Annotated in this window: 22 protein-coding genes, 1 tRNA gene and 5 pseudogenes; 16 read left to right on the top strand and 12 right to left on the bottom strand. The window is 67.7% G+C overall.

The annotated features are described in order from the left end of the window. Positions 1-60: 60 nt before the first annotated feature. On the top strand, positions 61-936 hold the full coding sequence (locus AB5J50_RS03020) for a PhzF family phenazine biosynthesis protein (RefSeq protein WP_369254614.1): 876 nt from the start codon (positions 61-63) through the stop codon (positions 934-936). Between the two features lie 472 nt (positions 937-1408). On the opposite strand, the pseudogene AB5J50_RS03015 reads toward AB5J50_RS03020, so the two are convergent. The 3 genes and pseudogenes from AB5J50_RS03015 to AB5J50_RS03005 all read right to left on the bottom strand — a co-directional run bounded on the left by AB5J50_RS03015 (position 1409) and on the right by AB5J50_RS03005 (position 4367). Then, a pseudogene (locus AB5J50_RS03015) lies at positions 1409-2436 on the bottom strand (RNA-guided endonuclease InsQ/TnpB family protein). 417 nt (positions 2437-2853) lie between these two features. After that, positions 2854-3303, bottom strand: coding sequence for an iron chaperone (locus tag AB5J50_RS03010; protein WP_369254612.1), 450 nt, complete (start codon positions 3301-3303; stop codon positions 2854-2856). Positions 3304-3626: 323 nt separating this feature from the next. Beyond that, positions 3627-4367 (bottom strand): SDR family NAD(P)-dependent oxidoreductase, encoded by a 741-nt coding sequence (locus tag AB5J50_RS03005; protein ID WP_369254610.1) that lies wholly within the window; start codon positions 4365-4367, stop codon positions 3627-3629. A 263-nt stretch (positions 4368-4630) separates the two neighbouring features. Between AB5J50_RS03005 and AB5J50_RS03000 the strand changes: the two genes are divergently transcribed. Continuing rightward, complete coding sequence (locus AB5J50_RS03000) at positions 4631-4912, top strand: hypothetical protein (RefSeq protein ID WP_369254608.1); 282 nt, start codon at positions 4631-4633, stop codon at positions 4910-4912. Between the two features lie 151 nt (positions 4913-5063). Here the strand turns inward: AB5J50_RS03000 and AB5J50_RS02995 are convergent, their stop codons facing one another. Next, on the bottom strand, positions 5064-6071 hold the full coding sequence (locus AB5J50_RS02995; protein ID WP_369254606.1) for a helix-turn-helix transcriptional regulator: 1008 nt from the start codon (positions 6069-6071) through the stop codon (positions 5064-5066). A 166-nt stretch (positions 6072-6237) separates the two neighbouring features. Between AB5J50_RS02995 and AB5J50_RS02990 the strand changes: the two genes are divergently transcribed. The 3 genes from AB5J50_RS02990 (at position 6238) to AB5J50_RS02980 (ending at position 8953) form a co-directional block, all read left to right on the top strand. Beyond that, positions 6238-6660, top strand: a complete 423-nt coding sequence (locus AB5J50_RS02990; RefSeq protein WP_369254604.1) for a VOC family protein — start codon at positions 6238-6240, stop codon at positions 6658-6660. Positions 6661-6816: 156 nt separating this feature from the next. Then, positions 6817-7848, top strand: coding sequence for an aldo/keto reductase (locus AB5J50_RS02985; protein WP_369254602.1), 1032 nt, complete (start codon positions 6817-6819; stop codon positions 7846-7848). A 4-nt stretch (positions 7849-7852) separates the two neighbouring features. After that, entirely contained in the window at positions 7853-8953 is a 1101-nt protein-coding gene (locus AB5J50_RS02980) for a winged helix DNA-binding domain-containing protein (RefSeq protein ID WP_369254600.1), read from the top strand. A gap of 328 nt (positions 8954-9281) precedes the next feature. On the opposite strand, the pseudogene AB5J50_RS02975 reads toward AB5J50_RS02980, so the two are convergent. Continuing rightward, positions 9282-9409, bottom strand: a pseudogene (locus AB5J50_RS02975) (transposase); the annotation flags it as partial. A 92-nt stretch (positions 9410-9501) separates the two neighbouring features. Here AB5J50_RS02975 and AB5J50_RS02970 point away from each other — a divergent pair. Both AB5J50_RS02970 and AB5J50_RS02965 read left to right on the top strand, forming a co-directional pair. Continuing rightward, entirely contained in the window at positions 9502-9711 is a 210-nt protein-coding gene (locus AB5J50_RS02970) for a hypothetical protein (RefSeq protein ID WP_369254598.1), read from the top strand. A 283-nt stretch (positions 9712-9994) separates the two neighbouring features. Further along, positions 9995-10525, top strand: a complete 531-nt coding sequence (locus AB5J50_RS02965; RefSeq protein WP_369254596.1) for an AAA family ATPase — start codon at positions 9995-9997, stop codon at positions 10523-10525. A 75-nt stretch (positions 10526-10600) separates the two neighbouring features. Here AB5J50_RS02965 and AB5J50_RS02960 read toward each other — a convergent pair whose 3' ends face one another. After that, positions 10601-11830: an IS701 family transposase gene (locus AB5J50_RS02960; RefSeq protein WP_369254594.1), complete on the bottom strand. Its 1230-nt coding sequence runs from the start codon at positions 11828-11830 to the stop codon at positions 10601-10603. Between the two features lie 355 nt (positions 11831-12185). On the opposite strand from AB5J50_RS02960, the gene AB5J50_RS02955 reads away from it, so the two are divergent. The 3 genes from AB5J50_RS02955 to AB5J50_RS02945 all read left to right on the top strand — a co-directional run bounded on the left by AB5J50_RS02955 (position 12186) and on the right by AB5J50_RS02945 (position 14111). Further along, positions 12186-12416 carry a hypothetical protein gene (locus tag AB5J50_RS02955; protein ID WP_369254592.1) on the top strand — a complete coding sequence of 77 codons (231 nt, stop codon included), beginning with the start codon at positions 12186-12188 and terminating at the stop codon, positions 12414-12416. A gap of 118 nt (positions 12417-12534) precedes the next feature. After that, complete coding sequence (locus AB5J50_RS02950) at positions 12535-13323, top strand: tetratricopeptide repeat protein (RefSeq protein WP_369254590.1); 789 nt, start codon at positions 12535-12537, stop codon at positions 13321-13323. Between the two features lie 35 nt (positions 13324-13358). Further along, positions 13359-14111, top strand: coding sequence for a tetratricopeptide repeat protein (locus tag AB5J50_RS02945; protein WP_369254588.1), 753 nt, complete (start codon positions 13359-13361; stop codon positions 14109-14111). 39 nt (positions 14112-14150) lie between these two features. Here the strand turns inward: AB5J50_RS02945 and AB5J50_RS02940 are convergent. Both AB5J50_RS02940 and AB5J50_RS02935 read right to left on the bottom strand, forming a co-directional pair. Continuing rightward, positions 14151-14649, bottom strand: a pseudogene (locus AB5J50_RS02940) (IS701 family transposase); the annotation flags it as partial. 350 nt (positions 14650-14999) lie between these two features. Continuing rightward, a tRNA-Met gene (locus AB5J50_RS02935) sits at positions 15000-15073 on the bottom strand. Between the two features lie 359 nt (positions 15074-15432). On the opposite strand from AB5J50_RS02935, the gene AB5J50_RS02930 reads away from it, so the two are divergent. Beyond that, the gene (locus AB5J50_RS02930; RefSeq protein ID WP_369254586.1) at positions 15433-15858 is read left to right on the top strand and encodes a DUF3592 domain-containing protein; all 426 of its coding nucleotides are present in this window, start codon (positions 15433-15435) and stop codon (positions 15856-15858) included. Between the two features lie 110 nt (positions 15859-15968). On the opposite strand, the gene AB5J50_RS02925 is transcribed toward AB5J50_RS02930, so the two are convergent. The 3 genes from AB5J50_RS02925 to AB5J50_RS02915 all read right to left on the bottom strand — a co-directional run bounded on the left by AB5J50_RS02925 (position 15969) and on the right by AB5J50_RS02915 (position 18871). Further along, positions 15969-16517, bottom strand: coding sequence for an SMI1/KNR4 family protein (locus tag AB5J50_RS02925; RefSeq protein ID WP_369254584.1), 549 nt, complete (start codon positions 16515-16517; stop codon positions 15969-15971). Positions 16518-16696: 179 nt separating this feature from the next. Beyond that, positions 16697-17650 (bottom strand): sigma-70 family RNA polymerase sigma factor, encoded by a 954-nt coding sequence (locus AB5J50_RS02920; protein ID WP_369254582.1) that lies wholly within the window; start codon positions 17648-17650, stop codon positions 16697-16699. A 21-nt stretch (positions 17651-17671) separates the two neighbouring features. Beyond that, positions 17672-18871, bottom strand: coding sequence for an NAD(P)/FAD-dependent oxidoreductase (locus AB5J50_RS02915; RefSeq protein WP_369254581.1), 1200 nt, complete (start codon positions 18869-18871; stop codon positions 17672-17674). A 242-nt stretch (positions 18872-19113) separates the two neighbouring features. Here AB5J50_RS02915 and AB5J50_RS02910 point away from each other — a divergent pair, with 242 nt between their 5' ends. From AB5J50_RS02910 to AB5J50_RS02890, 5 genes and pseudogenes are all read left to right on the top strand, one after another. Continuing rightward, positions 19114-19419 carry a hypothetical protein gene (locus tag AB5J50_RS02910; RefSeq protein ID WP_369254579.1) on the top strand — a complete coding sequence of 102 codons (306 nt, stop codon included), beginning with the start codon at positions 19114-19116 and terminating at the stop codon, positions 19417-19419. Positions 19420-19519: 100 nt separating this feature from the next. Continuing rightward, entirely contained in the window at positions 19520-20524 is a 1005-nt protein-coding gene (locus AB5J50_RS02905) for an ABC transporter substrate-binding protein (RefSeq protein ID WP_369254577.1), read from the top strand. 57 nt (positions 20525-20581) lie between these two features. Then, positions 20582-20745, top strand: a pseudogene (locus tag AB5J50_RS02900) (MBL fold metallo-hydrolase); the annotation flags it as partial. Positions 20746-20869: 124 nt separating this feature from the next. Then, a pseudogene (locus AB5J50_RS02895) lies at positions 20870-21487 on the top strand (transposase); the annotation flags it as partial. 211 nt (positions 21488-21698) lie between these two features. Beyond that, the gene (locus AB5J50_RS02890) at positions 21699-21821 is read left to right on the top strand and encodes a hypothetical protein (RefSeq protein WP_369254575.1); all 123 of its coding nucleotides are present in this window, start codon (positions 21699-21701) and stop codon (positions 21819-21821) included. Between the two features lie 246 nt (positions 21822-22067). Here the strand turns inward: AB5J50_RS02890 and AB5J50_RS02885 are convergent, their stop codons facing one another. Further along, positions 22068-22973: a LysR family transcriptional regulator gene (locus tag AB5J50_RS02885; protein ID WP_369265285.1), complete on the bottom strand. Its 906-nt coding sequence runs from the start codon at positions 22971-22973 to the stop codon at positions 22068-22070. Positions 22974-22986 lie beyond the last annotated feature (13 nt).

Raw genomic sequence — 22986 nt, 5'->3', positions numbered from 1 at the left:
GCAACTCGAGTACACGGCCATCCGGGAATGGCCGCAGGCCCGCCCGGTGTTGCCGCGAGCATGACGACGAATGAGCCCCGCCCCGAGGTGCTGCGATACACCGCCTTCTCCAGTGACCCCGCCGGCGGAAACCCCGCCGGCGTAGTTCTGGACGCCAGCGCCCTGGACGACAGTGACATGCTGGCCATCGCCGCCGATCTCGGATACTCAGAGTCCGCGTTCCTGACCGCGCCCCCGGAGGGCCTCGGCGGCCAGGACGGACGGGCGTACAGCATCCGCTACTTCAGCCCCAAGGCCGAGGTGCCGTTCTGCGGGCACGCCACCGTCGCGACCGCTATTGCGCTTGCCGAGCGGATCGGCTCCGGGGAACTGGTGTTCGCGACGAGGGCGGGCACCGTGCCGGTGGAAGTGGCCGAGGAGGGCGGGACGCTCCGGGCCACGCTCACCAGTGTCGAGCCGCACATCGAGGAGATCGCCGACACCGACCTCGATGAGGCGCTCGCCGCGCTCGGCTGGCCGGTAGCCGATCTCGACCCGGCCTTCCCGCCCCGTATCGCCTTCGCCGGCGCCCGCCATCTCGTCCTCGCGGCGGCGACGCGCGCCCGCCTCGCGGATCTCGCGTACGACTTCGCACGCCTCGAAGCCCTGATGCACCGCTTGGACCTGACCACGATCCAGTTGGTATGGCGAGAGTCGGCCACCGTCTTCCATGTCCGTGACCCCTTCCCCGTCGGCGGCGTCGTCGAGGACCCGGCGACCGGCGCCGCGGCCGCCGCGTTCGGTGCGTACGCGCGTGAGCTCGACCTGGTCCCCGAGGACGCCGTCCTCACCCTGCATCAGGGCGAGGACCTGGGCCGCCCCGGCGAGCTCACGGTGACGCTGCGCGCGGGAGACCCGCGCGTCCATGTCGGCGGCACAGGAACTCGTATCAGCTGAAGCGCCAGCCATGACGGCAGTGCGGGCACAGATCTCCCCAGTGGTCACGGAGGATCGCAATTCCGTGACCACTGGGCCCGTGCCTCATCCACTCCCGGGTGCTCCATCGCACCTGTCCGCGCGAGTTCTTGGCGGACGACTTCGGCGGACTTCAGGAGTCCCCGGGAGGCTTTTCCTTGTCTTTCGTGGTCGAGTCCCGTAGTCGTTGACGTGTGAGTGATGACGGACGGGCCGTCAAGCGCAGCTCACCCCAGGGCATGAAGTCGAGCACAACTGCATCGAGCATGGTCCCGACCACTGGGAAGTCCTCTGGGCGTGGGTGTTCCAGGCTGTCCGTGAGGTTCACGAAATCTATGAAGGCCGGGACGTCGGATGCGGGAGCGACCACCGCGGCTTCCACACCGAATCGCCCTCGGTGCCCTGTCACTTGGCATTGAATCCTCCCCTCCCTGAAGGGAAGGGGATTCCTGGCTCAGGCTGCCATCCGGGGCGGCGCCCCAGGTGGTCTTATGCCCTCAGCACCAGCCGGGTTGAGACCAGCCCGGACGAGCATTACGCGTGCGGAGTTCTTGTCGCGTGGGCTCACCGTTCCGCATGCGGTGCAGGTGTGGGTGCGCTCTCCCAGCGGCAGTGCGTGCTTGGCTCTCGCTCCGCAGTGCGCGCAGTCCATCGTGGTGTGCGCGGGATGTACCAGGTGCACACGGCGTGCGTGCTTGCGGCCCATCTCGATCAGGGCCTGTTTGGTGGCGCCGATGGCGGCGTCGGCGGCCTTCTTGGCCATGGTGGTCTTGGCAAGGAACTTCGGTTTGAAGTCCTCGACGGCCAGGGCATCGTGGTCGCGGACGACGGACTTGGCCCACTTGCGGGCCGTGTCCTGGCGCTGCAGAGCGACCTTCTGGTGCGCCTTGGCCCGAAGTTTCTTCGCTGTGCGATAGCCCTTCGACCCGGCCTTCCCCCTCTTCGGTTTGCGGCGGGCCATCATCCGGTCGTACCGGGTCAGCTTCTCTTTGGCCTTCTGCCCGTGCCGGGCGTGTGCGAGGTCATGGGCGTCGCTGGTGGTGGTCGCGGTCTCCTTCACACCCCAGTCGATGCCGATCACGCGGCCGGTCTCGGGGAGCGGCTGCACCTCGACGGGGACGACGAAGCTGGCGTACCAGTGCCCAAGGCTGTCCTGATATACGCGCACCGATGACAGGTCGGCCGGAAGGTCTCGCGACCACACCACCGTCAAGGCGATGCCGCCCGCCAGGTGCAGCTGCGCGCACGGGCGTCGGTCAGCATCTTGTCGAGCTGCGCCGGGCCGCAGGTGCGCTTGTCGGCGCCCTCGGGACGGTTCTTGTTCCAGGCATGCACCTGCTTCGACTTGGCCACGCACTCGTTCCACACCCAGCGGCACCGGTCCCACTCCGCCGCCAGCAGCGTGTGGGCGGTGGACGGCACGCGAAGCCGGAAGGTGTACCGGGCGTGCCCCGCTCCGTCGGCCCCTGCTGCTTCCGCCACGCCCTCACCCCGTCCAAGTTCCGGCCGCCCAAGCCCTGTCGGACGACCGTACGTGCGAGATCCGCACATCCGCGCCCCGCTCCCGCCGCGATCACCCCCATCGGCGAACGCGGGCACGCGCGTTCGCCTGCACCCGGCTCCGTCGGGCAAGCCGCAGCGGCGCTCCGCGCCCGGGAAGCAGGATGCGGCGACGCTCCGCGTCGCTGTCACTGGAGGTGATTCCTCCCCGGCGTGAACGCCGGGGCCTCCTCGCAAGGGACCAGGTGAACTACCTGAAAAGGGCGGAGTCCGCGTAGCCCTTGCCCCCGAGCAGGGCGTCGGGGTGTCTGCGGGGACGTCCCATGCGGCAGAACGAGCGCCAGGCCGCCGAGCACGTAAAGGTGCCGCAGGGCCCGGCCCGTTCACCGCGTACGCGCCTCAGCTCACCGCCTGCTTCACGAGCGCACCGATCCGCGCCTCCACGTCGGCCGTCACCTCGGTCAGGGCGAAACCGGCCGCCCACATCGTGCCGTCGTCCAGCTTCGCCTGGTCGCTGAACCCGAGCGTCGCGTAGCGCGCCTTGAACTTCTCCGCGCTCTGGAAGAAGCAGACGACCTTGCCGTCCAGCGCGTAGGCGGGCATCCCATACCAGAGCTTCGGCGCGAGTGTCGGCGCGCTGGCTGTGATGACGGCATGGACGCGCTCGGCCATGATCCGGTCCGAGTCCTGCATCTCGGCGATCTTCGCGAGCACGTCCCGCTCCGCCTCCGCCGCCTTGTCCGCGCGCGAGCTGCGGCGGGCCGCCGTCTTCAGCTCTTTGGCGTGGTCCTTCATCGCGGCCCGCTCCTCGGCCGTGAATCCCCCGTGCGTGCTGCCGGTGTTGCTCATGGCGGAGTTCCCCCTTGAAGATCTTGATGTGCGGGATCTTGCGAGGGGACCATATCTTGGCCCACCGACAGCCGGGAGCGTTTCTCCTGTCTGCTCACCTCTGATCTTGATATCGATGATCTGCCCCGCCATGTCGGTGCGGGACAGGGGCCGTTGCTCAATGCCCAGGCGGTGGGCACGGATCCGCGCACCCTCCGCTCTGCGCTCACGGGCCATCCGGCTTCGGTGCCGAGCGTCCACCCGAAGCCACGCCACCGAGGACGACAACCACGGAGGCCGTCGGCCACGGGGGCCGTCTGCTCTCCAGGGGCGGGGTGCCGCCGTCAGACGATGTGGCGACCGCCGTCCACCGTCAGGACGTCGCCGGTCGTGTACGCCGCGTTGGTGAGGTAGTGCACTGCCTCGGCGACATCCTCGGGTGTGCCGACGCGATGCAGTGGGGTGTTCGCGGTGATCCATTCCCGGGAGCTCTCCCAGACCTGCTCGGCCTCGTCGTACCAGGGGGTGTCGACCAGGCCCGGCGCGACCGCGTTGACCCTGATGTCGGGGCCGAGTTGGGAGGCGAGCAGGCGGGTCATGTGGTTGAGTGCGGCCTTGCTCACCGCGTAGGGGACGGAGCTGCCCAGGGCGCGGGTGGCTGAGACGGACGAGATGTTGACGACTGAGGCGGCGTCGGACTTCCTCAGATGCGGGACGGCGGCGGCGGTCAGCTGCCATGCGCCGAAGACGTTGACGTCGAAGATCTCCCGCCAGACCTCGACGTCCGCGGCTTCCAGGTCGTCCAGCGGGATGAAGCGGGTGGTGCCCGCGTTGTTCACGAGGATGTCGAGGCGGCCGTAGGCATCGATCGCGGCCTGGACGATCCGCCGGGCGTCCGCACCGTCGGCCACGTCTCCCTGCACGTACACCGCGTCCGGCAGCTCGGTCGCGAGATTCTTCCCCGCGACCTCGCTGCGGGCCGAGTTGACGACGATCCGAAAGCCTTCCGCGGCCAGCCGCCGGGCGACGGCGGCTCCGATCCCTGACGACGAACCGGTGATGAGTGCGACGCGGCTGTCCATCATTTCCGCCCCCTTGAGTGATTGATCGTTGACGAGTCGGGACGCGGAGCATAGTCTACCGTCAGGCGGAATTGATATTCCGCGATGTGGAAGTTGAATGGATCCCTTTCCCTGGGAACCCGTGCGAATCCGGGTAATGTGGCCCGACTGTCGCACCCTGCTTTCCGGTTGCCGTGGCCCCCGTACGTCCGGGGCGATTCCGTTGTTTCCTCGCGCCCGGTGAGGGCTCCGGGTGATCCGCGACAGAACATGAGAGGGATTCATGGGTGCGCCACGCGTCCGGTCAACAGGCGGCGGCATGGGGGGAGTTCACCACCTGGTCGCCGAGCGGGTACGGGAGGGCGCCCGCGGCACTGGCCGTACGTGAGGCGGACGACCACGTGGTCACCCGCGAACAGCTCCTGGCCTGGGGCGAGGGCGCTGACCACCTGCTCGGCCAGCACTTCTTCCCCGGCGCGCACTTCTACTGGGACGAGCAGATTCCGGCGGTCGCGGCGCAGATGGCGGAGGAGGTGGACACTGCGGCCCCGGGCCTGGCCGGCTGGTGACCGGCCCCCAGGGTTCAGAACCGGTTCCGCGGCGTGCTGGCGGCCGTACTACTGCGCCGTCAGTGCGGATGATCGGTCGGCCCCGCACCCTTCGTACCCTGTGGCGACCTGCTCGGCGGCAGGCTCCAAATTGGCGAACACGGGCACAGTGTCATGGCGCGGTGCGCCCACCGGTGGCGGCGTTGGCGTAGCGGTGGGCGAGGCGGGCGAGGGCGTCCTTGAGTTCGGGCGGTCCGACGACTTCGAAGTCGGCGTCGAACCAGCCGATGGCGGAGGCCAGACCGGGCCATGACCACGAGCCGAGAACGAGTCGGCAGCGGTCCGGGCCCAGTTCCTCGACGAATCCATCTGGGGTGTAAGGGGCGACGGCGATTGCGGGCAGGTCGAGGATCACCTCACCGCGGCAGGGCCAGTCGCCAGGTCCGTCGGAACCTCGGAATCTACCGGTGATGAAGGTGGCCACGTCGCCTCCGGGAAGCTCCCGTGGAGTGAAGCGGGGGCCGGTGGGGGTGCGCGGCGAGAGGCGATCCACGCGGAAGGTGCGCCAGTCCTCGCGGTCGAGGTCCCAGGCGAGGAGGTACCAGCGTCCGCCCCAGGTGATCAGGTGATGGGGTTGCACCCGGCGCTGCCGTCGCGCGGCACTGTCGGCCTGGTCCGGCGTGGGAGGGAAGGCAGGGGTGTAGTCGAAGCGCAGTTCCTCGTGGGCGTGGATGGTGGCGCTGAGTGCCATGAGTACGCGGCTGTCGACCTGCGCCCCGGGGTGGGCGTCGGACGGCGCGACCGCGGTGACCTGGAGCATGTCGATCCGGTGTCGCAACCGGGAGGGCATGACCTGCCGGACGGTGTTGAGGGCGCGTGCCGCGGCCTCTCCGATGCCGGTCCCGGTGACAGTGGCGGTCTGAAGGGCCACGGCAAGGGCGACGGCCTGGTCGTCGTCGAACAGCAGCGGAGGCAGCTGTGAGCCGGCGTCGAGCCGATATCCGCCGTCGGGCCCTTTGAAGGCCAGGATCGGATAGCCGAGCTCCCGCAAGCGGTCTATGTCGCGGCGGACCGTTCGTGGACTGATGTCCATCCGCTTGGCCAGCTCCTCGCCCGACCAATCGCGGCGGGTCTGGAGCAGGGAGAGAAGCGCGAGCAGTCGCGAGGAGGTCTTCTGCACAAGGCACATTCTGCCGCGGGTAGAGGACACAACCTGTCCCCTACCCATGGAACGTTGGTCTCCGAGCCACCGAACGGGAGCGATCAGAAGCTCCGGCCACCGTGGCCCGCAGCCGTGGCGTCTGCGCCCGGCGCTCCCGCAACGAATCGAAGGCAAGGAGCCAATCATGTCCGTCACGACCACGACTCACCTGAATTTCCGGGGCGACGCTCGCGAGGCGCTCGAGTTCTACCACTCCGTCTTCGGGGGGCGCACGGTCGCCATCACCTACAAGGACGCGGGCAATGTGCAGAACGCGGACGAGGCGGAGTGGGTGATGTGGGGCGAGGTGGCCGCGGAGAACGGCTTCCACGTCATGGCCTACGACGTGCCGTCCCAGATGCCGTGGAACCAGGGTGAGAACTCCTTCTTCGTATCCGTGCGCGGCGACAACGCGGAGGAGATCACCGCCCTGTGGGAGAAGCTGTCCAGCGAATCGACCGTGTTGCGGCCGCTGGAGCCCGCGCAGTGGGCGCCGCTCTACGGCATGCTCACGGACCGCTTCGGCGTCGTCTGGGTCCTGGACGTCGTGAGCCAGTACATCGGGTGACCCGCTTCGCGGTGCGGCAGACGTCCGTCCGCCGCACCGCACCTCCCCTGCGCCACTCCGGAGCACTGGGGACTGTCGACGAGGTCTGCGAGAAACGAACCATGCGGACCTGCCTGAAGCGGACCTGCATGAAATGGAGAAGGGAACCGGGTCACGGTGAAAATGCGCGAGCTGGGGCGAACCGGCATCGAGGTGAGCGCCTACTGCCTGGGCACCATGATGTTCGGCAAGGTCGGAAACCCCGATCACGACGACTGCATCGGCATGGTGCACCGGGCGCTGGACGCCGGCATCAACTTCATCGACACCGCCGATGTGTACCCCTACAGCGAGACCGAGGAGATCGTCGGGAAAGCCCTCAAGGGCCGCCGCGACGACGTTGTGCTGGCCACGAAGGTCAACGGCAGGATGGGCGAAGGGTCCAACCGTCACGGCAGCTCGCGACGCTGGATCGTCGCCGAGGTCGAGAACTCGCTGCGGCGCCCGCAAACGGACCACATCGACCTCTACCAGGTCCATCACCCCGACCCCAGAACGGACATCGAGGAAACCCTGTCCGCGCTGACCGATCTGGTGCGCAGCGGCAAGGTCCGCACGATCGGCTCCTCGAACCTGCCGCCCTCGGAGATCGTGGAGGCGCACTGGGTGTCCGAGCGACGTGCACTGGAACGGCTGCGCACCGAGCAGCCCACGTACTCCATCCTCAACCGCGGCATCGAGCGCGAGATCCTGCCCGCCTGCCGGCGCTACGGCATGGGTGTGCTGGTGTGGAGCCCGCTGGCGATGGGCCTGCTGACCGGCCGCTACCGCAAGGGCACCGCTCAGGCGGAGAACCCCAGGATGTTCTGGGTGCGCAAGCACCTGACCGACGAGCGCAAGCTCGACGTCGTCGAGCAGCTCATTCCCGTGGCCGAGGGAGCTGGTTTGTCGCTGACTCATCTGGCGATGGCCTTCGCCACCACCCACCCTGATGTCAGCTCGGCCATCATCGGACCGCGCACCATGGAACAGCTGGAGGATCTCCTGGCGGGCGCCACCACGACGCTCGGCGACGACATCCTGGACCGGATCGACGAGATCGTCCCGCCCGGGACCGACCTCGGTCCACTCGACGTGTCCTACAGCCCGCCCGCTGTCACGCGCCCGGCGCTGCGCAGGCGTTCGGCTGACGAGCGGGCGGCGGCCTGATGCGATGACTGTCCTCACCACCCGTGCCCTCAACCGCGCCACTCTCGCCCGGCAATTCCTCCTCGCCCGCAGCGACGCCCCGGTCCACGATGCCGTTGCGCACCTGTGCGGGATGCAAGCGCAGCAACCGCAGGAGCCGTTTGTCGGACTGTGGTCGAGGCTGCGCAGCTTCAAGCCCGCTGCTTTGGACGACCTGTTGACCGGGCGGGAGGTGGTGCGCACCCACCTGATGCGCCGCACCGTCCACCTCGTCACGGCCGAGGATGCGCTGGCCTGGCGAGCCCGCCATGACGCCATGCTGCGCCAGCGGGTGTTGGCCACCTATCGCCGCGAGCTCGCCGGGGTGGACCCGGAAGAGGTCGCGGCGGCAGGCCGGGCGGTCATGGCCGACGGCCAACCCCGTACCATGGCCGAACTCGTCCAAGCACTCGGCGATCGTTGGCCCGCGCCACCGCCCCGGGTGCTGGGCGAACTGCTCGTCGCCGCTTTGATCCCAGTGGCCCAACTGCCCCCGCGCGGGCTGTGGCGCACCAAAGCAGGCGTACGCAACGTACCCCTCTCATCATGGCTGGGGCGCGAGATCGCGCCGTCGGCACCGGCGGACTCCGACCCGGCCGGACAAGCGCTGGTACGGCGCTATCTGGCCGCGTACGGTCCCGCCGCCACGGCCGATCTGCGCGCCTGGTGCGGTCTCGCCGGACTCCCCGCCGCGGTCAAAGCCGTGCGCGAAGAACTCATCTCCTTCCGCGACGGACGAGGCCGCGAACTGCTGGACCTCCCTGACGCGCCGCGCCCCCACCCGGACACACCCGCGCCCGTCAGGTTCCTGCCGGCATTTGACAACGCGATCCTCGGCTACCGCGACCGCAGCCGCATCATTGACGATGCCCATCTTGGGCTGTCGGTCGCCGGCGAGCGTGTCGTTCTGGTGGACGGCCGCGTGTCTGCCACCTGGACCGTGAAAGACAACCTGCTCGTCATCACCCCGCTTCGGCCTTTCTCTGCAGCCGATCGCACCACTGTCACCAAAGAGGGACAGGCACTGGCCACGTTTCTGACAGACCGCGACGACGATCGCGTACGGATCGAAGCCTCTACCCACTGAAAGGTGAAACCCTGAACGGGACTGCGTCGTCGCCCCTTCCGTCGCCGTCCAGGACGCCGATCTGCTTCCGGCACCTGACCGAGTGGCCGCAGTTCTCCCACATCGCCCCGCACCGGCTCGCCACCCGCACCGCAACACCGCGCGTCGCGGTAACTACTGAGGACATCCCAGCGAAGAGTTCTGATCGTCGTCGTGGGCCACTTCCGGCCTGGAGCTGTACATCCCGCGCTCCTGGACGTGCGACCCTGACCGCTGCCAGGCAACAGGGTTCGGCGTGGACACTGTCTTCGCGACCGCCCGGGGATACGCGGCGGTGGGCCGGGGCGCCGGCGTAGACGAGATAGACGGCGACCTGGGAGTTCTCGATCCTGCTGGCGGTGCCGGTGTACTGGCGCCGAATCCCACGGTGCGAGTGCCCTTCTTCACGTCGCCGGTCTCGTCGACGACCAGCACCGCAGCCTCGTCGGGATGTGCGGACCGCTGCCCCGGGCCGGTCTGCGGGCCTTCATGTCTCGCCGGCGTCGGCTGCATGTGATGCAGCGGAAGCGGTGCACACGGCAGGGTTCCTGCTCGTCATCGTCCTGATCTGCCTGCTGGGCGTCCTGGACGTGTCCAACATGCTGCTGGAGAAACTCAGGCAAGCCGCAAAGACCTGGAAGACGATGCGCCGCGCATGGCAACCCGGGGACGTTGACGACGCGAAGAACCAGGCAAGCGACGCCGAGCCGAACGAACCGGCCCACCAGCCTCCCCGCTAAAGATCCCATCTTGACGCTGCGCCAGCTCTGAAGGGGCCAGAACCCACCTGGCCCCTTCCTGCTGCCCACCAGACGCCCTCCGAGAAGGCTTCCATCCCCAAACGAGACGGCTGCGCAACAGAACTCACTTCAAGGACCGCGGCCACCGCGCCCACGCCCTCTTGGTGGAGTACTCCGACGTGGGGCTCCTTGCGTTCGAACTGTAGGGTCCAAGCCGTGTGTTCGGGCCGTCGTCGTGAGCTGACGGGCAATGTCACCGGCTGCCAGTAGGTTGGCCGCCGTGATGGTGGGCACGGAAGAGACCCGGCTGGTCGTCCTGCGGGGCAACAGCGCGTCGGGCAAGTCGAGCGTCGCGGGCGGCCTCCGCGAGAAGTTCGGCCGGGGCCTGGCCCTGGTCGGTCAGGACAACCTTCGCCGGGTCGTGTTGCGCGAGCGGGACCGGCCGGGCGCGGCGAATGTCGGGCTGATCGACACCGTCGCCCGCTATGCCCTGGACGCCGGGTATCACGTCGTTCTGGAGGGCATCCTGTACGCCGACCGCTATGGCGACATGCTCGCGCAGCTGCGCGCGGACCACCGCGGTCCGACTCACAGCTATTACCTGCACGTGCCGTTCGCGGAAACCCTCGCCCGCCATGCCACCAAGCCGATCGCCGGCGAGGTGGGCGAGACGGATCTGCGCGACTGGTACAGGGAACTCGATCTCCTGCCCGGCGGAGCCGAGACCGTGATCGGCGCCGACAGTACCCTCGCCGCCACCGTCGATCGCATCATGCTCGACTCCGGCATGATCGGCCTGCGGGCGCTCTCGTAGAACCGCCAGGAGGCTGGGCGTGCCCTCCGGTCGCTTCCCGCAGGGGCCTAATACTCCAGCTGTAGATGGTGATCTTCACGCTAGAGCGGCTTGCCGTCGGTAGTGGCAGGCTCGGGATCTGGCCTGGTGGCGGCGTCGCCAGTGCGACCAGCCGAGCCGATGGGCGACATCGTGGACGGGGCGGACAACGAGAGCGATGAACAGGCGCTGAATCTCATTGCTGGTGAGCGGTACGAGATCCCCGGAAGGAGTGTGACGGGTGTGTTCGTCCGCGCGTACGACCGCGAGGAAGGCATGCGCGAGCATGGCCAGGGTGACCCAGCGCGACCAGGAAATATAGCGGCGAACCTGGTGCTCATCCAGGCCGGCCAAACCCTTTCCGGACTGGAAGAACTCCTCCACCCGCCATCTTGAACCAGCGACCCGGACCAACTTGGACAACGGCACCGGCATGGGCGAATAGCAGCGGTAGAAGGCGAGTTCGCTGGTGCTCGGGTTGCGGCGGATCAGCAGCTGACTGGTGCCGGGGCCGGTCAAGTCGACGACCGCCCATTCGTAGAAGCGGTGGCCCTTCGCACCTGCGCCTGCGGAAAGCCTCTGCCACGAACGCTTGGGCACCTTCTTGGCCAAGACGTCCGCGCGCAGCTTTCCCATTCCGGTGGTTGCTTCGTGCGAGCAGGCCACCGCCAGGACGTAGCCGATGCCGCGTCCTTCCAGCGTTGTTCGCAGGTTCGCGTTGCCGCCATAGACCTCGTCGCCAGCCACCCATGCGGTCTGATGGCCAGCATCCAGGAACCGGGCGATCATGCGTGCCGCCAACTCCGGCTTGGTGGCGAAGACGGGCTCCTCGGCCAGGCCAGCGACGCGGCAGCGGCCAGGATCAGAGGTCCAGGAGCGAGGGACGTACAGTTCCCGGTCTACCGCAGCGTGGCCACGCTGACCTGTGTAGACCATGTAGACAGCGACTTGGGCATTCTCGATGCGTCCGGCCGTGCCGGTGTACTGGCGCTGGACGCCGACGGTGTGGATCCCCTTCTTCAGGTCCCCGGTCTCATCCACCACCAGCACGGCGTCGGGGTCATGGAGGTGTTCGACCACGTACTCCCGCACGTCGTCACGGACAGCATCAGCGTCCCAGGAAGCCCGGCACAACAAGTGCTGCATCCCGTGCGGGGTCGCCTCGCCGACCCACTCGGCGATCGTCCAGCAGTTCTTGCGGGGCAGGTCCGACAACAGGCCCAGGAGCAGCCTGCGCGCACGGCGACGGGGTTCGACCCGGGCGAACCGGCCCGCGATCCGGCTCAAGGCCGCCTCGAAAGACTGCCGCCAACGGACGGGATCTATGCTGTGGCCCGCGGCCACCGTCTCTTCGCTAGTCCACACACCTCACGATGATCAACGGTGGCTGCCCCTACGGGACCAGCTCGGCCGCTCAGACACCGAAAGGCAGCCTGATCGGTGATCTGAGGTGTTGAGGAAGAGGAGCGCAGTGCAGGTCGCTGGAGTCGATATCTACGTGAACCATGCTGTGCTGCACCTGGGAGCGACCGATTGGGTTCCCCTCTCCCTCACCCTGGCGGAAACACCCGCAGCCAGCTGCGATACCCACGTGGCGGTCCGAGTCCGGCCTCAGACGGGACTCATCAAGGTACGTTTTTTCGTGCAGCCACAGTCTGAGGACCCCGAAGGAGCCGACCCCGCATTTACCACGGTCTTCGACGGCTCACTACTACTGCCGGACGGCCGCATCGCCGTCGGTGACGTCGAGCAACTGACCCGGCTCGTATACCGGGTGGGAGACCGCGGCGAGTTCAAGGTGCGCGTCGCAGTGGACTCCCCAGGCGCGGACGCTCGCGCCATCGACGTCACGATCACCCGAAGCATCACCTGACGAGGCAAGACCGCCCGTGGTCGCAGGCCGGCGACTCAGCATTCAGTCATCTCCACCAGCAAGATCGCGATCTACAGCTGGAGTACTAATCGGAATTCGACGACGAAACAGAGCAGTGATGACTGATACTGAGATGCATGAACTTCTTGAAAAGGCTCGCTCTGCCATCAGGGAGGAGGAAGTCGACCTGCTGAATGTCATGCTTCCCCGGATTCAGGAGCTGGCAGATTCCGGAAACCCATATTTTCAAGAGGTAATTGGGGCTGCAGCCCTTGAGATCGAGAAAGATTATCCGAAGGCATATCAGTATCTCAAACTCGCCGCAGACGCCAGGATCCCATCCGCACAGCGCGGCCTCGGGCATATTCTGGCCCTGGGGCTGGGTGTCGAGAAGGATCTTGAGATGGCGGTAGTCCTTTTCCGTGAAGCAGCCCAAGCTGGTGACCAGTTCGCGAGGTACAACCTGGCTGTCCTGTATCTGCGAGGCGTGGGGGTTCCGGAGTCCCAAGAGAAGGGAATCCAGCTGCTGGAGGAGGCGTCAAATGCTGGCCTGCCCCCTGCATCGGTGCAGCTGGCGGACATCAAGGGGGCCATGGAGGACTACGCGGGGGCCAGGGAGATTCTCGAACGGATCATCCCGGACGGGGAAATTCCTTCCTTGTCGGCAAAGAACCTCTCTGCCATGTGTTACATGGGCATAGGCGGCCCGGTCGACAAGGTCAAGGCGCTTGGTAGCGCCTTGAAGACGGCGGAGCTCGGTGATCGTGATGGACTTGGCTATGGTCGCACTATCGCGAGCGAATTGACCGCAGCTGAAATTGAGGAATCGATTTCTTGGTCGAAGGTTGATGATTGGGCTCAAGCGTTCCTTGCCTACGCCATCGACCAGTCAATTGGGGGCAGTTGAGGATGCGAAATCCTGGCAGGTCTCAGCTTCTCGAAATGGCCCAGTCGGCTCTCGCAGATGGATTGCGTGGGATTCCTGAGGGTGTCGACCGAATAAATTCAATACTTCCTCGGGTTCAACAGTTCGCAGACTCCGGGGACCCATTCTTCCAGGAAATAGTAGGCGCCGCCGCCCTCGAATTCCAGAAGGACTACGAGAAGGCTCACAGGTACCTCGGCCTCGCCGTGAAGGCCCGCATCCCATCCGCTCAGCGCCGTCTCGGCTTCATGCTGTCCCTGGGCTTGGGCGTTGAGAAGGACCCTGAGAGGGCCGCGGCCCTCTATCGGTGGGCCGCCGAAGCAGGCGACGCCGTCGCGAAACACAACCTGGGATGCATGTACCTGCTCGGCGACGGAGTCACCGCCTCCGCGGAGGAAGCGCTCAGGTTGTTGGAGGAAGCAATGGCGGAGGGGTTCAGCCAGTCAGCCAACTACCTCGCAGACGCCAAACGGCAGATGAAGGACTACGCCGGGGCGAGGAAGATCCTTGAATTGATCGTTCCCGAAGGCACCGCGACCGTGGCCTCAGTGAGAAACCTAGCGACCATGTACTACTACGGTCTGGGAGGAACCTCCGACAAGGTCAGGGAACTGGGCTGCTACATGAAGATGCTCGACCTGGGCGATGGTGACGCCATGCACTATGGGCACACCATCGCGAGCGAGATGACCGTCGAGGAGGTCAGGGAAGCCGCCGCCTGGGCAAAAACAGATGCGTGGACCGAGACATTCGCCAAGCGCGACCGCTGAATCCAAAGCTCTGCCGCGCCAGCCTTGCGTGAGCGGACGACGTCGCCAGGCGGACTGGCGGAGGCGGTGGGCCGCATCATGCGCGGGCCGGACGACGACTGTCGTGAACAGCGGCTGGATCTCGTTGCAGGTGATCGGGATCAGGTCCGTCCCGGGCGGGGTGGCTGGCGTGTTCGTCGGCACGGACGACGGCGAGGAAGGCGCGGGCGAGCATGGACAGGGTGACCCATCGGGACCACGAGGCGAAGCGGCGGAGCTGGTGCTCGTCCATTCCGGCCAGGCCCTTTCCAGCCTGGAAGGTCTCCTCCACCCGCCATCCCGACCCGGCGATGCGCACCAGCGCGGCCAGGGGCACCGGGGTCGGCGACCAGCAACGGTAGTAGGCGAGTTCGTCGGTGGTGCGGTTGCGGCGGATCAGCATCCGATGGCTGCCTGGGCGGGGTTCGGCCAGGTCGATGACGGCCCAGTCGTAGAAGCGGTGGCCGTTGGCGCCGGCCCCTGCCGACAGCTTCTGCCAGGCACGCTTGGTCACACGGCGTACGGCATACCCGCCGACCTTGCCTCACGGATTGAAGTCTTCGCCACGCACCGGTCATTGGTCACTAGGTCGTCGTCGCGGCCGACGCCGCTTATCCGGGCGTCGATGGGCGTCGATGGGCGCCGATGGGGGAGTGGGCCCTGCCGTGGTATGCGTCGGCGAAGTCGGAGGTGCCGCGTTCGGAGCCGGACGACAAGTGCAGTACCTGTGTGCGATCCCGATGGTGAGTAGTCCAACTGCGGTGTCCACAGTGCAGTTCGGCCCGCCCGACGTGCGTGCTGCAACGCCGTGTGCCCGGGGCTGGATACGCCTGAGGGGCCAGCACATAGTGCCAGCCCCTCAGGCTTCAGTAGCGGGGACAGGATTTGAACCTGCGACCTCTGGGTTATGAGCCCAGCGAGCTACCGAGCTGCTCCACCCCGCGTCGGATAGCTCCACCTTACGCCAACTATCGCGGCCCCGAGACCATGATCACCTGCCCGCCGCGAGGGGCGTCGGCGGTCGCGGCCGCCACTTCCTCATCGCCGGCCAGGCCGTGAATCCGCACGCTTTGACCGAGAGCGGACTGAACGCCGGACGGATCCCCCGGATGGGCCGGCCTTCCCCGCCTTGGCGCCGTCCAGACCGGCATCGACGGGACACTGACACGGAACTCCTCCTGCCGCACCAGCAGAACGTCAACGCCACCTTGTGCCGCTGAGCACGCGCGGAACAATGGTGGAGGCAGGCTGCCACAGCCGCCCCACTCGCAACCGACACCCCCACGCACGCGTCGCACAACACATGGAACGCGAATGGCTCTTCTCGCTCATCCCGCTGACGATTGGCGCGGTCTTCCTCAGCTTCGGCGTGTACGGACTCCGTCGCGCCAGCGCGCTCCGTCGCACAGGTGTCACCGCAGAGGGTCGGATCGTCCGCCACGATGTCAGGCGAGACGACGAAGGCGCCACGCTTTACCACCCGGTCGCAGCCTGGACGACTCGGGACGGCCGCGACTGCGAGTACTCATCCAGGTTCGGCCGCGGTTTCGTCGGAGGCGACTTCGGCGTGGGGACCTCTGTCATGGTCCAATACGATCCGGAAAGTCCCCGCCGGTTTGCAATCCAGGGCTGGGACGGAACGACGGTCGACCTGGTGTTCACCGTGTTGGGGTCGGTGATCACAGCGAGCACGATGGTGGTGTTGCTTGTCCGGCTGCTCGCTCTCTGAACGCAGCCGACTCTTATTTTCTACGCCGGCAGCACGTCCGCACCGAGTGACCCGGGCCCACCGTTTCTGGCTCCGTGCCAGTGAGTCGGTCCGGACGGCGTGACACGCGGTCACGGGCTCAGCCAGTCGGTGTACCAGGTGCGAAAGTCGGGGCTCACTGGGACGAAGCCGCCCCAGTCCGGATCGATCTGCCAGATCTCGCCGGTTCGCGGCCCGTTCAGGATCAGCCTGATGAAGACGCCGCAGCCTTGTTCGGCCAGCATGAGCGTGCCCTGGGGCAGCGCATCGGCCAGTGGGTTGATCCGGCCGGGCAGGGGTTCGGTGAGTGGGAACGGCTGGGCAAGTCGGCCCAGCCGCCGGTCTTGCTCCCACTCGTCGTCCACGGCCCACTCCTCGCCGGCCTCCGGGCGGGGGACGGTCAATGGCATCAACCCGTGGCAGGGACCGGCGCGGCCGTTGCCTACCTCCGAGACGAAGGACCGGTACTGCGTTGGCAGATCGATGCCGTGGGTTTCCTCGAAAGCCCGGATCTCCGTCTCCGGCAGCTGAGGCGTCAATTCGTAGAGATGTGTGTCCGCTCCGAAGCGCTCCCGCCCCGGGTCCTGTGCCGCCATCTCCAGGATCCGTGCGCGTACGCCGTCCCCGTCCCAGTTCTCCATCCCGCGACCGTAACAATGGTGTCCGCACCCCGTGCGCCGTGTCTCCGCGCTACGCCGCTGCCGGTGGCGGGCTTCGGTGTGGCTCCAGCAGTGGGTACTGGACCCGTGGCTTTGTCGCTGAGAGCCGACGGCGCATGCAGGTGAGTTTCGACGGTACTTCGTGATCGGTCGGCGTCGGGTCACCACTGGGTGATGAGCGGCGTGTCCGGTTCGCGTTGTCGCCAGGCTTCGGTGAGGCGGGTGAGGCGGGTGGGGGCGGCGATGCCGCGCACGGTTGCGATCTTGCCGTCTGTGATGTCGAACGTCACGGCGCCGATGACCTGGTCGCCGATCACGAAGAGGATGGCGGGGGCGCCATTGACGATCGCGTAGTGGATGGCGGGCGTGCCGCCGGCAAGTCGCCGTTTCGCGGGTGTGGGTTTGAAGCCGGCCCGTGCGATGGCGGCGATGCGCTGCGCAGTGTCGTACCGCAGCAGTGTCTTGGTCAGGCCGGCGCCGTCGGAGATCGCGGTCGCGTCGTCGGTGAGCAGCGCCACCAGGCGTTCGGTGCGGCCCGAGGAGGCAGCGGCGAGGAATTCCTCGACGATCCTGCGGGCGGATGCCGGGTCGACTTCGCCGCCGCGGGGGCGCGCGGCGGTGATGCGGCGCCGGGCCCGGTGGAGGTGCTGCTGGCTTGCGGACTCGGTGATATCGAGGATCTCGGCGATCTCCGCGTGGCTGTGAGAGAACGCTTCGCGCAGGACGTAGACGGCCCGCTCGAGGGGTGACAGGCGCTCCATGAGCGTCAGCACAGCCAGGGAGACCGATTCGCGCTGCTCGAACGTGTCGGCCGGGCCGAGCATCGGGTCGCCGTCGAGGAGTGGTTCGGGCAGCCAGGCGCCGACGGTGCGTTCGCGGCGGGCGTGTGCCGAGCGGAGCCGGTCGAGGCACAGGTTGGTGACGACCTTGGTCAGCCATGCTTCCGGCACCTTGATCCGCTGCCGGTCGGTCGCCTGCCAGTGCAGGAACGCGTCCTGAACGGTGTCTTCGGCGTCGGCGGCGGAGCCCAGCAGCCGGTACGCCAGCGAGGCCAGCCGGTTCCGGCTGGCCTCGAACCGGCTGGTGTCGAAGCGATCAGTGGCGGTGTCGTCCACGCGGAACACCTTATGAGGCGGCTACGCGACAGCCTTCTCGGCGGTCGCGACCGGCGCGGCTGTCAGGCGGTGCTTGCGCTTGGGCATGCCGAAGGTGGGGTGGGAGGTGGCCCACAGCGACATCCTGAGGATGGCCGCCTTGATCCGCGCGGGCTTCCGGCCGCCCATGTGCTTCGGCTTTGCCTGCCCTTCGTCGTCGACCATCTGCAGGATCGCGTCCCGCCGCCCGAGGCTGATGTGGTTGCACGTGTAGACCAGCTTGGTGTTCGCGATCTCGCGGCCGGTCAGGCGTCCCACGATCGCCTCGACAGCCTGCTGGCCGGTGTAGCCGGCCGAGGCGCAGGACATCGGCAGCGGCCGGCCGTTGTCCCCGATGGCGTAGGCGCTGTCGCCGGCGGCGTAGACGTTCGGGTGCGAGCGGGACCGCATGGTGGGATCGACGACGATCTGACCGTTCTCGGTGACCTCCAGCCCGCTGGCGGCGGCGATGGGGTTGACCGCGAATCCGGCGGTCCACACGGTTGCGTCGGACGTCAGGGCGGTGCCGTCGGCACACAGCACCCGCGTCGCTTCGACGGCTTCGACGCGGGTGTGTTCCAGGACGGTGATGCCCAGCCGGTCGCAGGCCTGGCGCAGGTGGCCGCGGGCTCCGGCGGAGAGCCGGGCGCCCAGTTCGCCGCGGGCGACCAGCGTCACCGACAGGCCGGGCCGGGATTCGGCGATCTCGGTGGCGGTCTCGATGCCCGTCAACCCGTCGCCGACGACCACCACGTTTCTGGCTTCGCCCCGCCTGTCCAGGCTGTCCAGGCGCTCGCGCAGGCGCAGCGCGGAGGGCCGGGCGGCGATGTCGAAGGCGTGCTCTGCCGCGCCGTGGATGCCGTGGTCGTTGCCGTGGCTGCCGAGCGCGTAGACAAGCGTGTCGTAGCCGAGTTCGCCGCCGCCGTCGGCGTCGGCCACGGCGACGAGCTGGCGCTCGGGTTCGACGGCGGTGACACGGGCCAGGTGCAGCCGTATCCCCGTGCCAGCGAAGACGTCGGCAAGCTTGGGAGCCTTGATCTGCTGGCCGGCCGCGAGCTGGTGCAGCCGCATTCGCTGGACGAAGTCCGGCTCGGCGTTGACTACGGTGATCTCGGTGTCCGCCGGGGACAGCCGGCGGGCCAGGTTCCCGGCCACGTAGGCCCCGGCATAGCCGGCGCCGAGGACGACGATGCGGTGCTTCATGTGTTGCTCCTGTCAGTTCGCTTGCTCTTGCGTGAGTTGAGCGGAACGGCGCCCAGATTCCTGACAGGAAATACATGTGGCGTGGGTCACAGGGCGGCGGGAGCGTCGCCCAACGATGCTCGCGACGCCGAGGCGGAGCAGGTGCTGCGCCGCCGTGCCCCGGCCACGAACCCCGGCGGATGCCACCGCCCGATCGAGCACGCAGGCATGATGAAGGACTTCACCGACCTCACCGCCCCTAGATGAACGAGGCCGCGTGGCGGGCGCTCGACCTGATCCGCGCCTACGCCGCCCGCGACCGCGCCGCGGCCATCGAGCACCTCGCGCTCCTGGAGCCGGACCAGCTGGAGTACACCGGGGGCGTGCTCATCGCGATGTACAACGACACCGGTCAGGTCCTTCATGACACCGGGTGCCCGTGCAACCCGGCGACCGTGGTGCGCGCGGTCGCCTCCGTTCCAAACGCCGTATGTGCGCGCCTCTGCGACACGACAGACGTGATCCCGTACGACAGGCTGGAGGAGTTCTTCACCAAGGACCTCGCCTGATCATCGCGTGGCCCGGCCCGGTCCGGCACATCGACGCCGGGATCAGGCGGGGCCGCTTCGGGCCCGTCCTGCGGACACCTTCGCCCCGAGGAGAAACGCCGTGCCCCGTGAAGAGACCAGGTCCCTCGACGAGCTGCACGCTGCCGCCCTGGCCGAGGGCGGCACCCTGACGGTCTACGCCGGCGGGGACATCCCGAACCAGCAGGACTACACGGTCGACGGATTCCGGCGGGCTTTCCCCGACATCGAGATCAACATGATTGTCGACTACAGCAAGTACCACGACGTCCGCATCGACCGGCAGCTGGACGAGGGCCGACTCGCGCCGGACGTCACGCACCTGCAGACGTCCTTCGACTTCGACCGATGGAAGGCCCTCGGCGTGCTGGAGGCGTACAAGCCGGCCGGCTTCGGCCAGGTGCACGACATCTTCAAGGACCCCGAGGGTCACTGGTACGCGATCGGCGTCTTCGCCTTCAGCTACATGCACGGGCCCGGCGGTGGTCCGGCCACCCCGCAGAACTTCGTCGACTCCGAGTGGAAGGGGCAGATCCTGTCCTCCCATCCCGGGGACGACGACGCCACGCTGTTCCTGTACAAGACGTACGCCGACCGTTACGGGTGGGACTGGATCCAGCGCCTGGCCGAGCAGGACGTCGTCTTCCACCGCGGCACCAACAGTCCGGGCGAGGCGGTCGACGCCGGTGCCAAGCGGATCGGCGTGGCCGGCGCCGAGACGGGTGGCGCGGACACCACTGTCTGGGTCACCCCGCAGGGCGACCACCCGTTCCTGGCCTGGGGTCAGCGCGCGGCCATGTTCAAGAACGCCCGGCACCCGGCGGCCGCCAGGCTCTACCTGAACTGGCTGCTGACGCCCGAGTGGCAGGCCGCCGGCCAGCACGGCTGGGGCGTGCGTACCGACGTCACCCCGACGGGACAGGGGATCTGGGACGTCCCCAACGCCCACACCCGCGAGTTCGTCGACTTCATGGCCGACCGCGCCACTGTGGAACGCTGGCGCCAGACCATGGTGCTGTTCCTCGGCGAAGTCTCCGGGCCGCCCACCCCTGGCTGGCTCGGACTGTCCCCCACCCGACACGCCTGAACGGCTCCGTCACCACGCCACCGCTCTGCGGAGACTGCCGGCTTCACCGTCCTCGATCTGGACTTCCCGGTCGGGTCCAATAACAAGACCGCGACCCTGGTAACCGGCGAGCGCGACGCGACGCCGGTTTCACCCGTGCGGACGGGCACCGCCTGGCCGCGGCGGTCCTGGACAGCGGCAAGCGGCCGACCACGGTCTTCGTCAGCCACGGCGAACCGGACTGCCGCAATGGCGGCGAGCACGTGATCACCCCGCTACTTTGCGGCTGGTGTCTGGGCTAGGACTCCGGGGCCGTCATCAGCCGTTCGTGCCGGGCGACTTCGACTCCCTTCGAAGCCGTTCTGGACGAAGTTCCTGCGCTCCTTATGGGCCCGCGGCCTGGACCAACGTCCAGCTGGTCATCTCCGACAGCCACAGCGGCCTGGTGGCCGCGCCCGCACCGTCTTCCTCGGCTCGGCCTGGCAAAGGTGCCGCGTCCACTTCGTGCGAGACGTCTTCGGCGTGATCGAGAAGGGCTCGGGAGAGATGGTGGCGGCGACCATCCCGCACCGTCTTCGCGCAGACCACCGGCGAGGCAGTGCGCACCCAGCTGAATGCGGTGTGGCCGACATGCTCGGACGACAATTCCCCCAGGTCAAGAACATGCTGCTGGACGCCGCGACAGATATCACCGCGTTCGCGGACTTCCCGCCGGCGCACTGGAAGAAGATCTGGTCCACCAACCCGCTGGAGCGGCTGAACCGGGAGGTCAAACGCCGGGCCGACGTCGTCCAGGTCTTCCCCAGCCCTGCCGCTCTGGACCGGCTGGCCGCCGTGGTCCTGGCCGAACTCCACGACGAACGGCAGGTCTTCGACCGCCGCTACCTCTCCGAAGCCTCCATGGCCGATCTCCTCACCACCAAACCGGCCGAGGACGACCAACAACTTCCTCCACAACAGGAACCGAATCAGCTCGGCCAGTGACTACACCACTCAGCGGGACACCATCAGACCCCGCATCATTCTTGATTCCTAATGAGAATCTACCATCTTGAATTCGCTGGTCACGGGGCTGGTGTGTGTGGTGGGTTGTGTACTCGCGCTTGTCGGGGGCGGTTGTCCGACATCAAGATCGTTTGTCGGCGCGCGATCTCGATGTTGGTCAGAAATAGCAGGGCGCAGGGAGCATGGTGGCGTGACGGACGTGCAGGCGGAGCTTGGTGAGGATGCGCCAGTTCTTCAGGTGGGCCACCTCGAGATCGCCGTCAAGTACGTGCAAGCCGCACACCCGGACAGGGCGCTGCCCCGGATCCGCTGACTGGGCCGGACCGCCCACTGCCATCACGCCGCAGTGGAAGACATCGACCATGCCTTCGGCCTGTCACTGCCGGAGCCGACGCTCGCCGCGCCCACCTCGGACCCCGTGCTCCTTCCGGATCACGAACCCAACGTATGGCCAGGGTTGCTTGCCGCCGCCCGTTGCCCACGTCCAACACCGAAGCGCGGGGCCTGGATTGGCGGCGGTGAGCGCGACGGTTCCATGACCGGTGGGCGTGGTTCGGTGTCAGAGGGTTCGGGCCGCAGCGGCGTCGCGGAGGAGTCCGGCGAAGGTCAGGGCGGCGGGGGTGAGCGAGTGGTCGGCCATGCGAACCAGGAGGATGCGGCGGATGGGGGCCGGCGGCTGGAGGGGCAGGACGTTGACGCCGGGTCGGATGCCCTCCAGGGCCAGGGTGGGGGCGAGGGCGACGCCGATGCCGGCGGCGACCATGGCCTGGGCTTCCTGGTAGTCGTGGGCCTCGTAGGCGATGTGGGGCTCGAAGCCGACGGCGCGGCAGCCGCGGACGAGGGCTTCGGCCACCGGGTGATGTTCGGCGCGGGTGATCCAGGGGTCGTGTGCGAAGTCGGCGAGTGAGGCGGCGTCGCGGCCGGCGAGTGGATGGTGGTCGCTGACGAGAAGGGCCGGCGGGTCATCGAGGAGAGGGGTGATGACGATGTCCTCCCGGTCGATTCGGCTCCAGTCGTAGTCCCACATCAGCGACATTTCGATCTCCCGGTTCTCCAGCATCGTCCAGAGTCCGGCGATGCGGGCGCTGCGGACGGTCAGCCGTACGTCGGGGTGGGCGTCCCGGAAGGCGATCACGGCCTGCGGGAGGAGCGAGGCGCCGACGGTGGGGAAGGTGCCGATGCGCAGGGTGCCCGCGCGCAGGCCGGCGTAGTCGGCGAGTTCGTTTTCCGCGGCCTGCAGTTCGCGTGCGATCCGTTGCCCTCGTTCGGCCAGCGCCCGTCCGGCGTCGGTGAGGGTGACGCCCCGGGCGTGGCGTTCCAGCAGGGGCTGGCCTGCCTCTGTTTCCAGGCGGCTGATCTGCTGCGATACCGCTGACGGGGTGTAGTTGAGGGCGCGGGCTGTCGCGGTCACCGAGCCGCGCCGGGCGACCTCCGTGAACAGCAGGATGCGCCGGACGTCGAGCATGCCGCCACCTCCA

This window comes from Streptomyces sp. R35, from assembly GCF_041053035.1.
Lineage (GTDB): Bacteria > Actinomycetota > Actinomycetes > Streptomycetales > Streptomycetaceae > Streptomyces > Streptomyces lutosisoli.
Note: the sequence above shows the minus strand (reverse complement) of the source record. Positions and strands in the feature narration are given on the sequence as shown.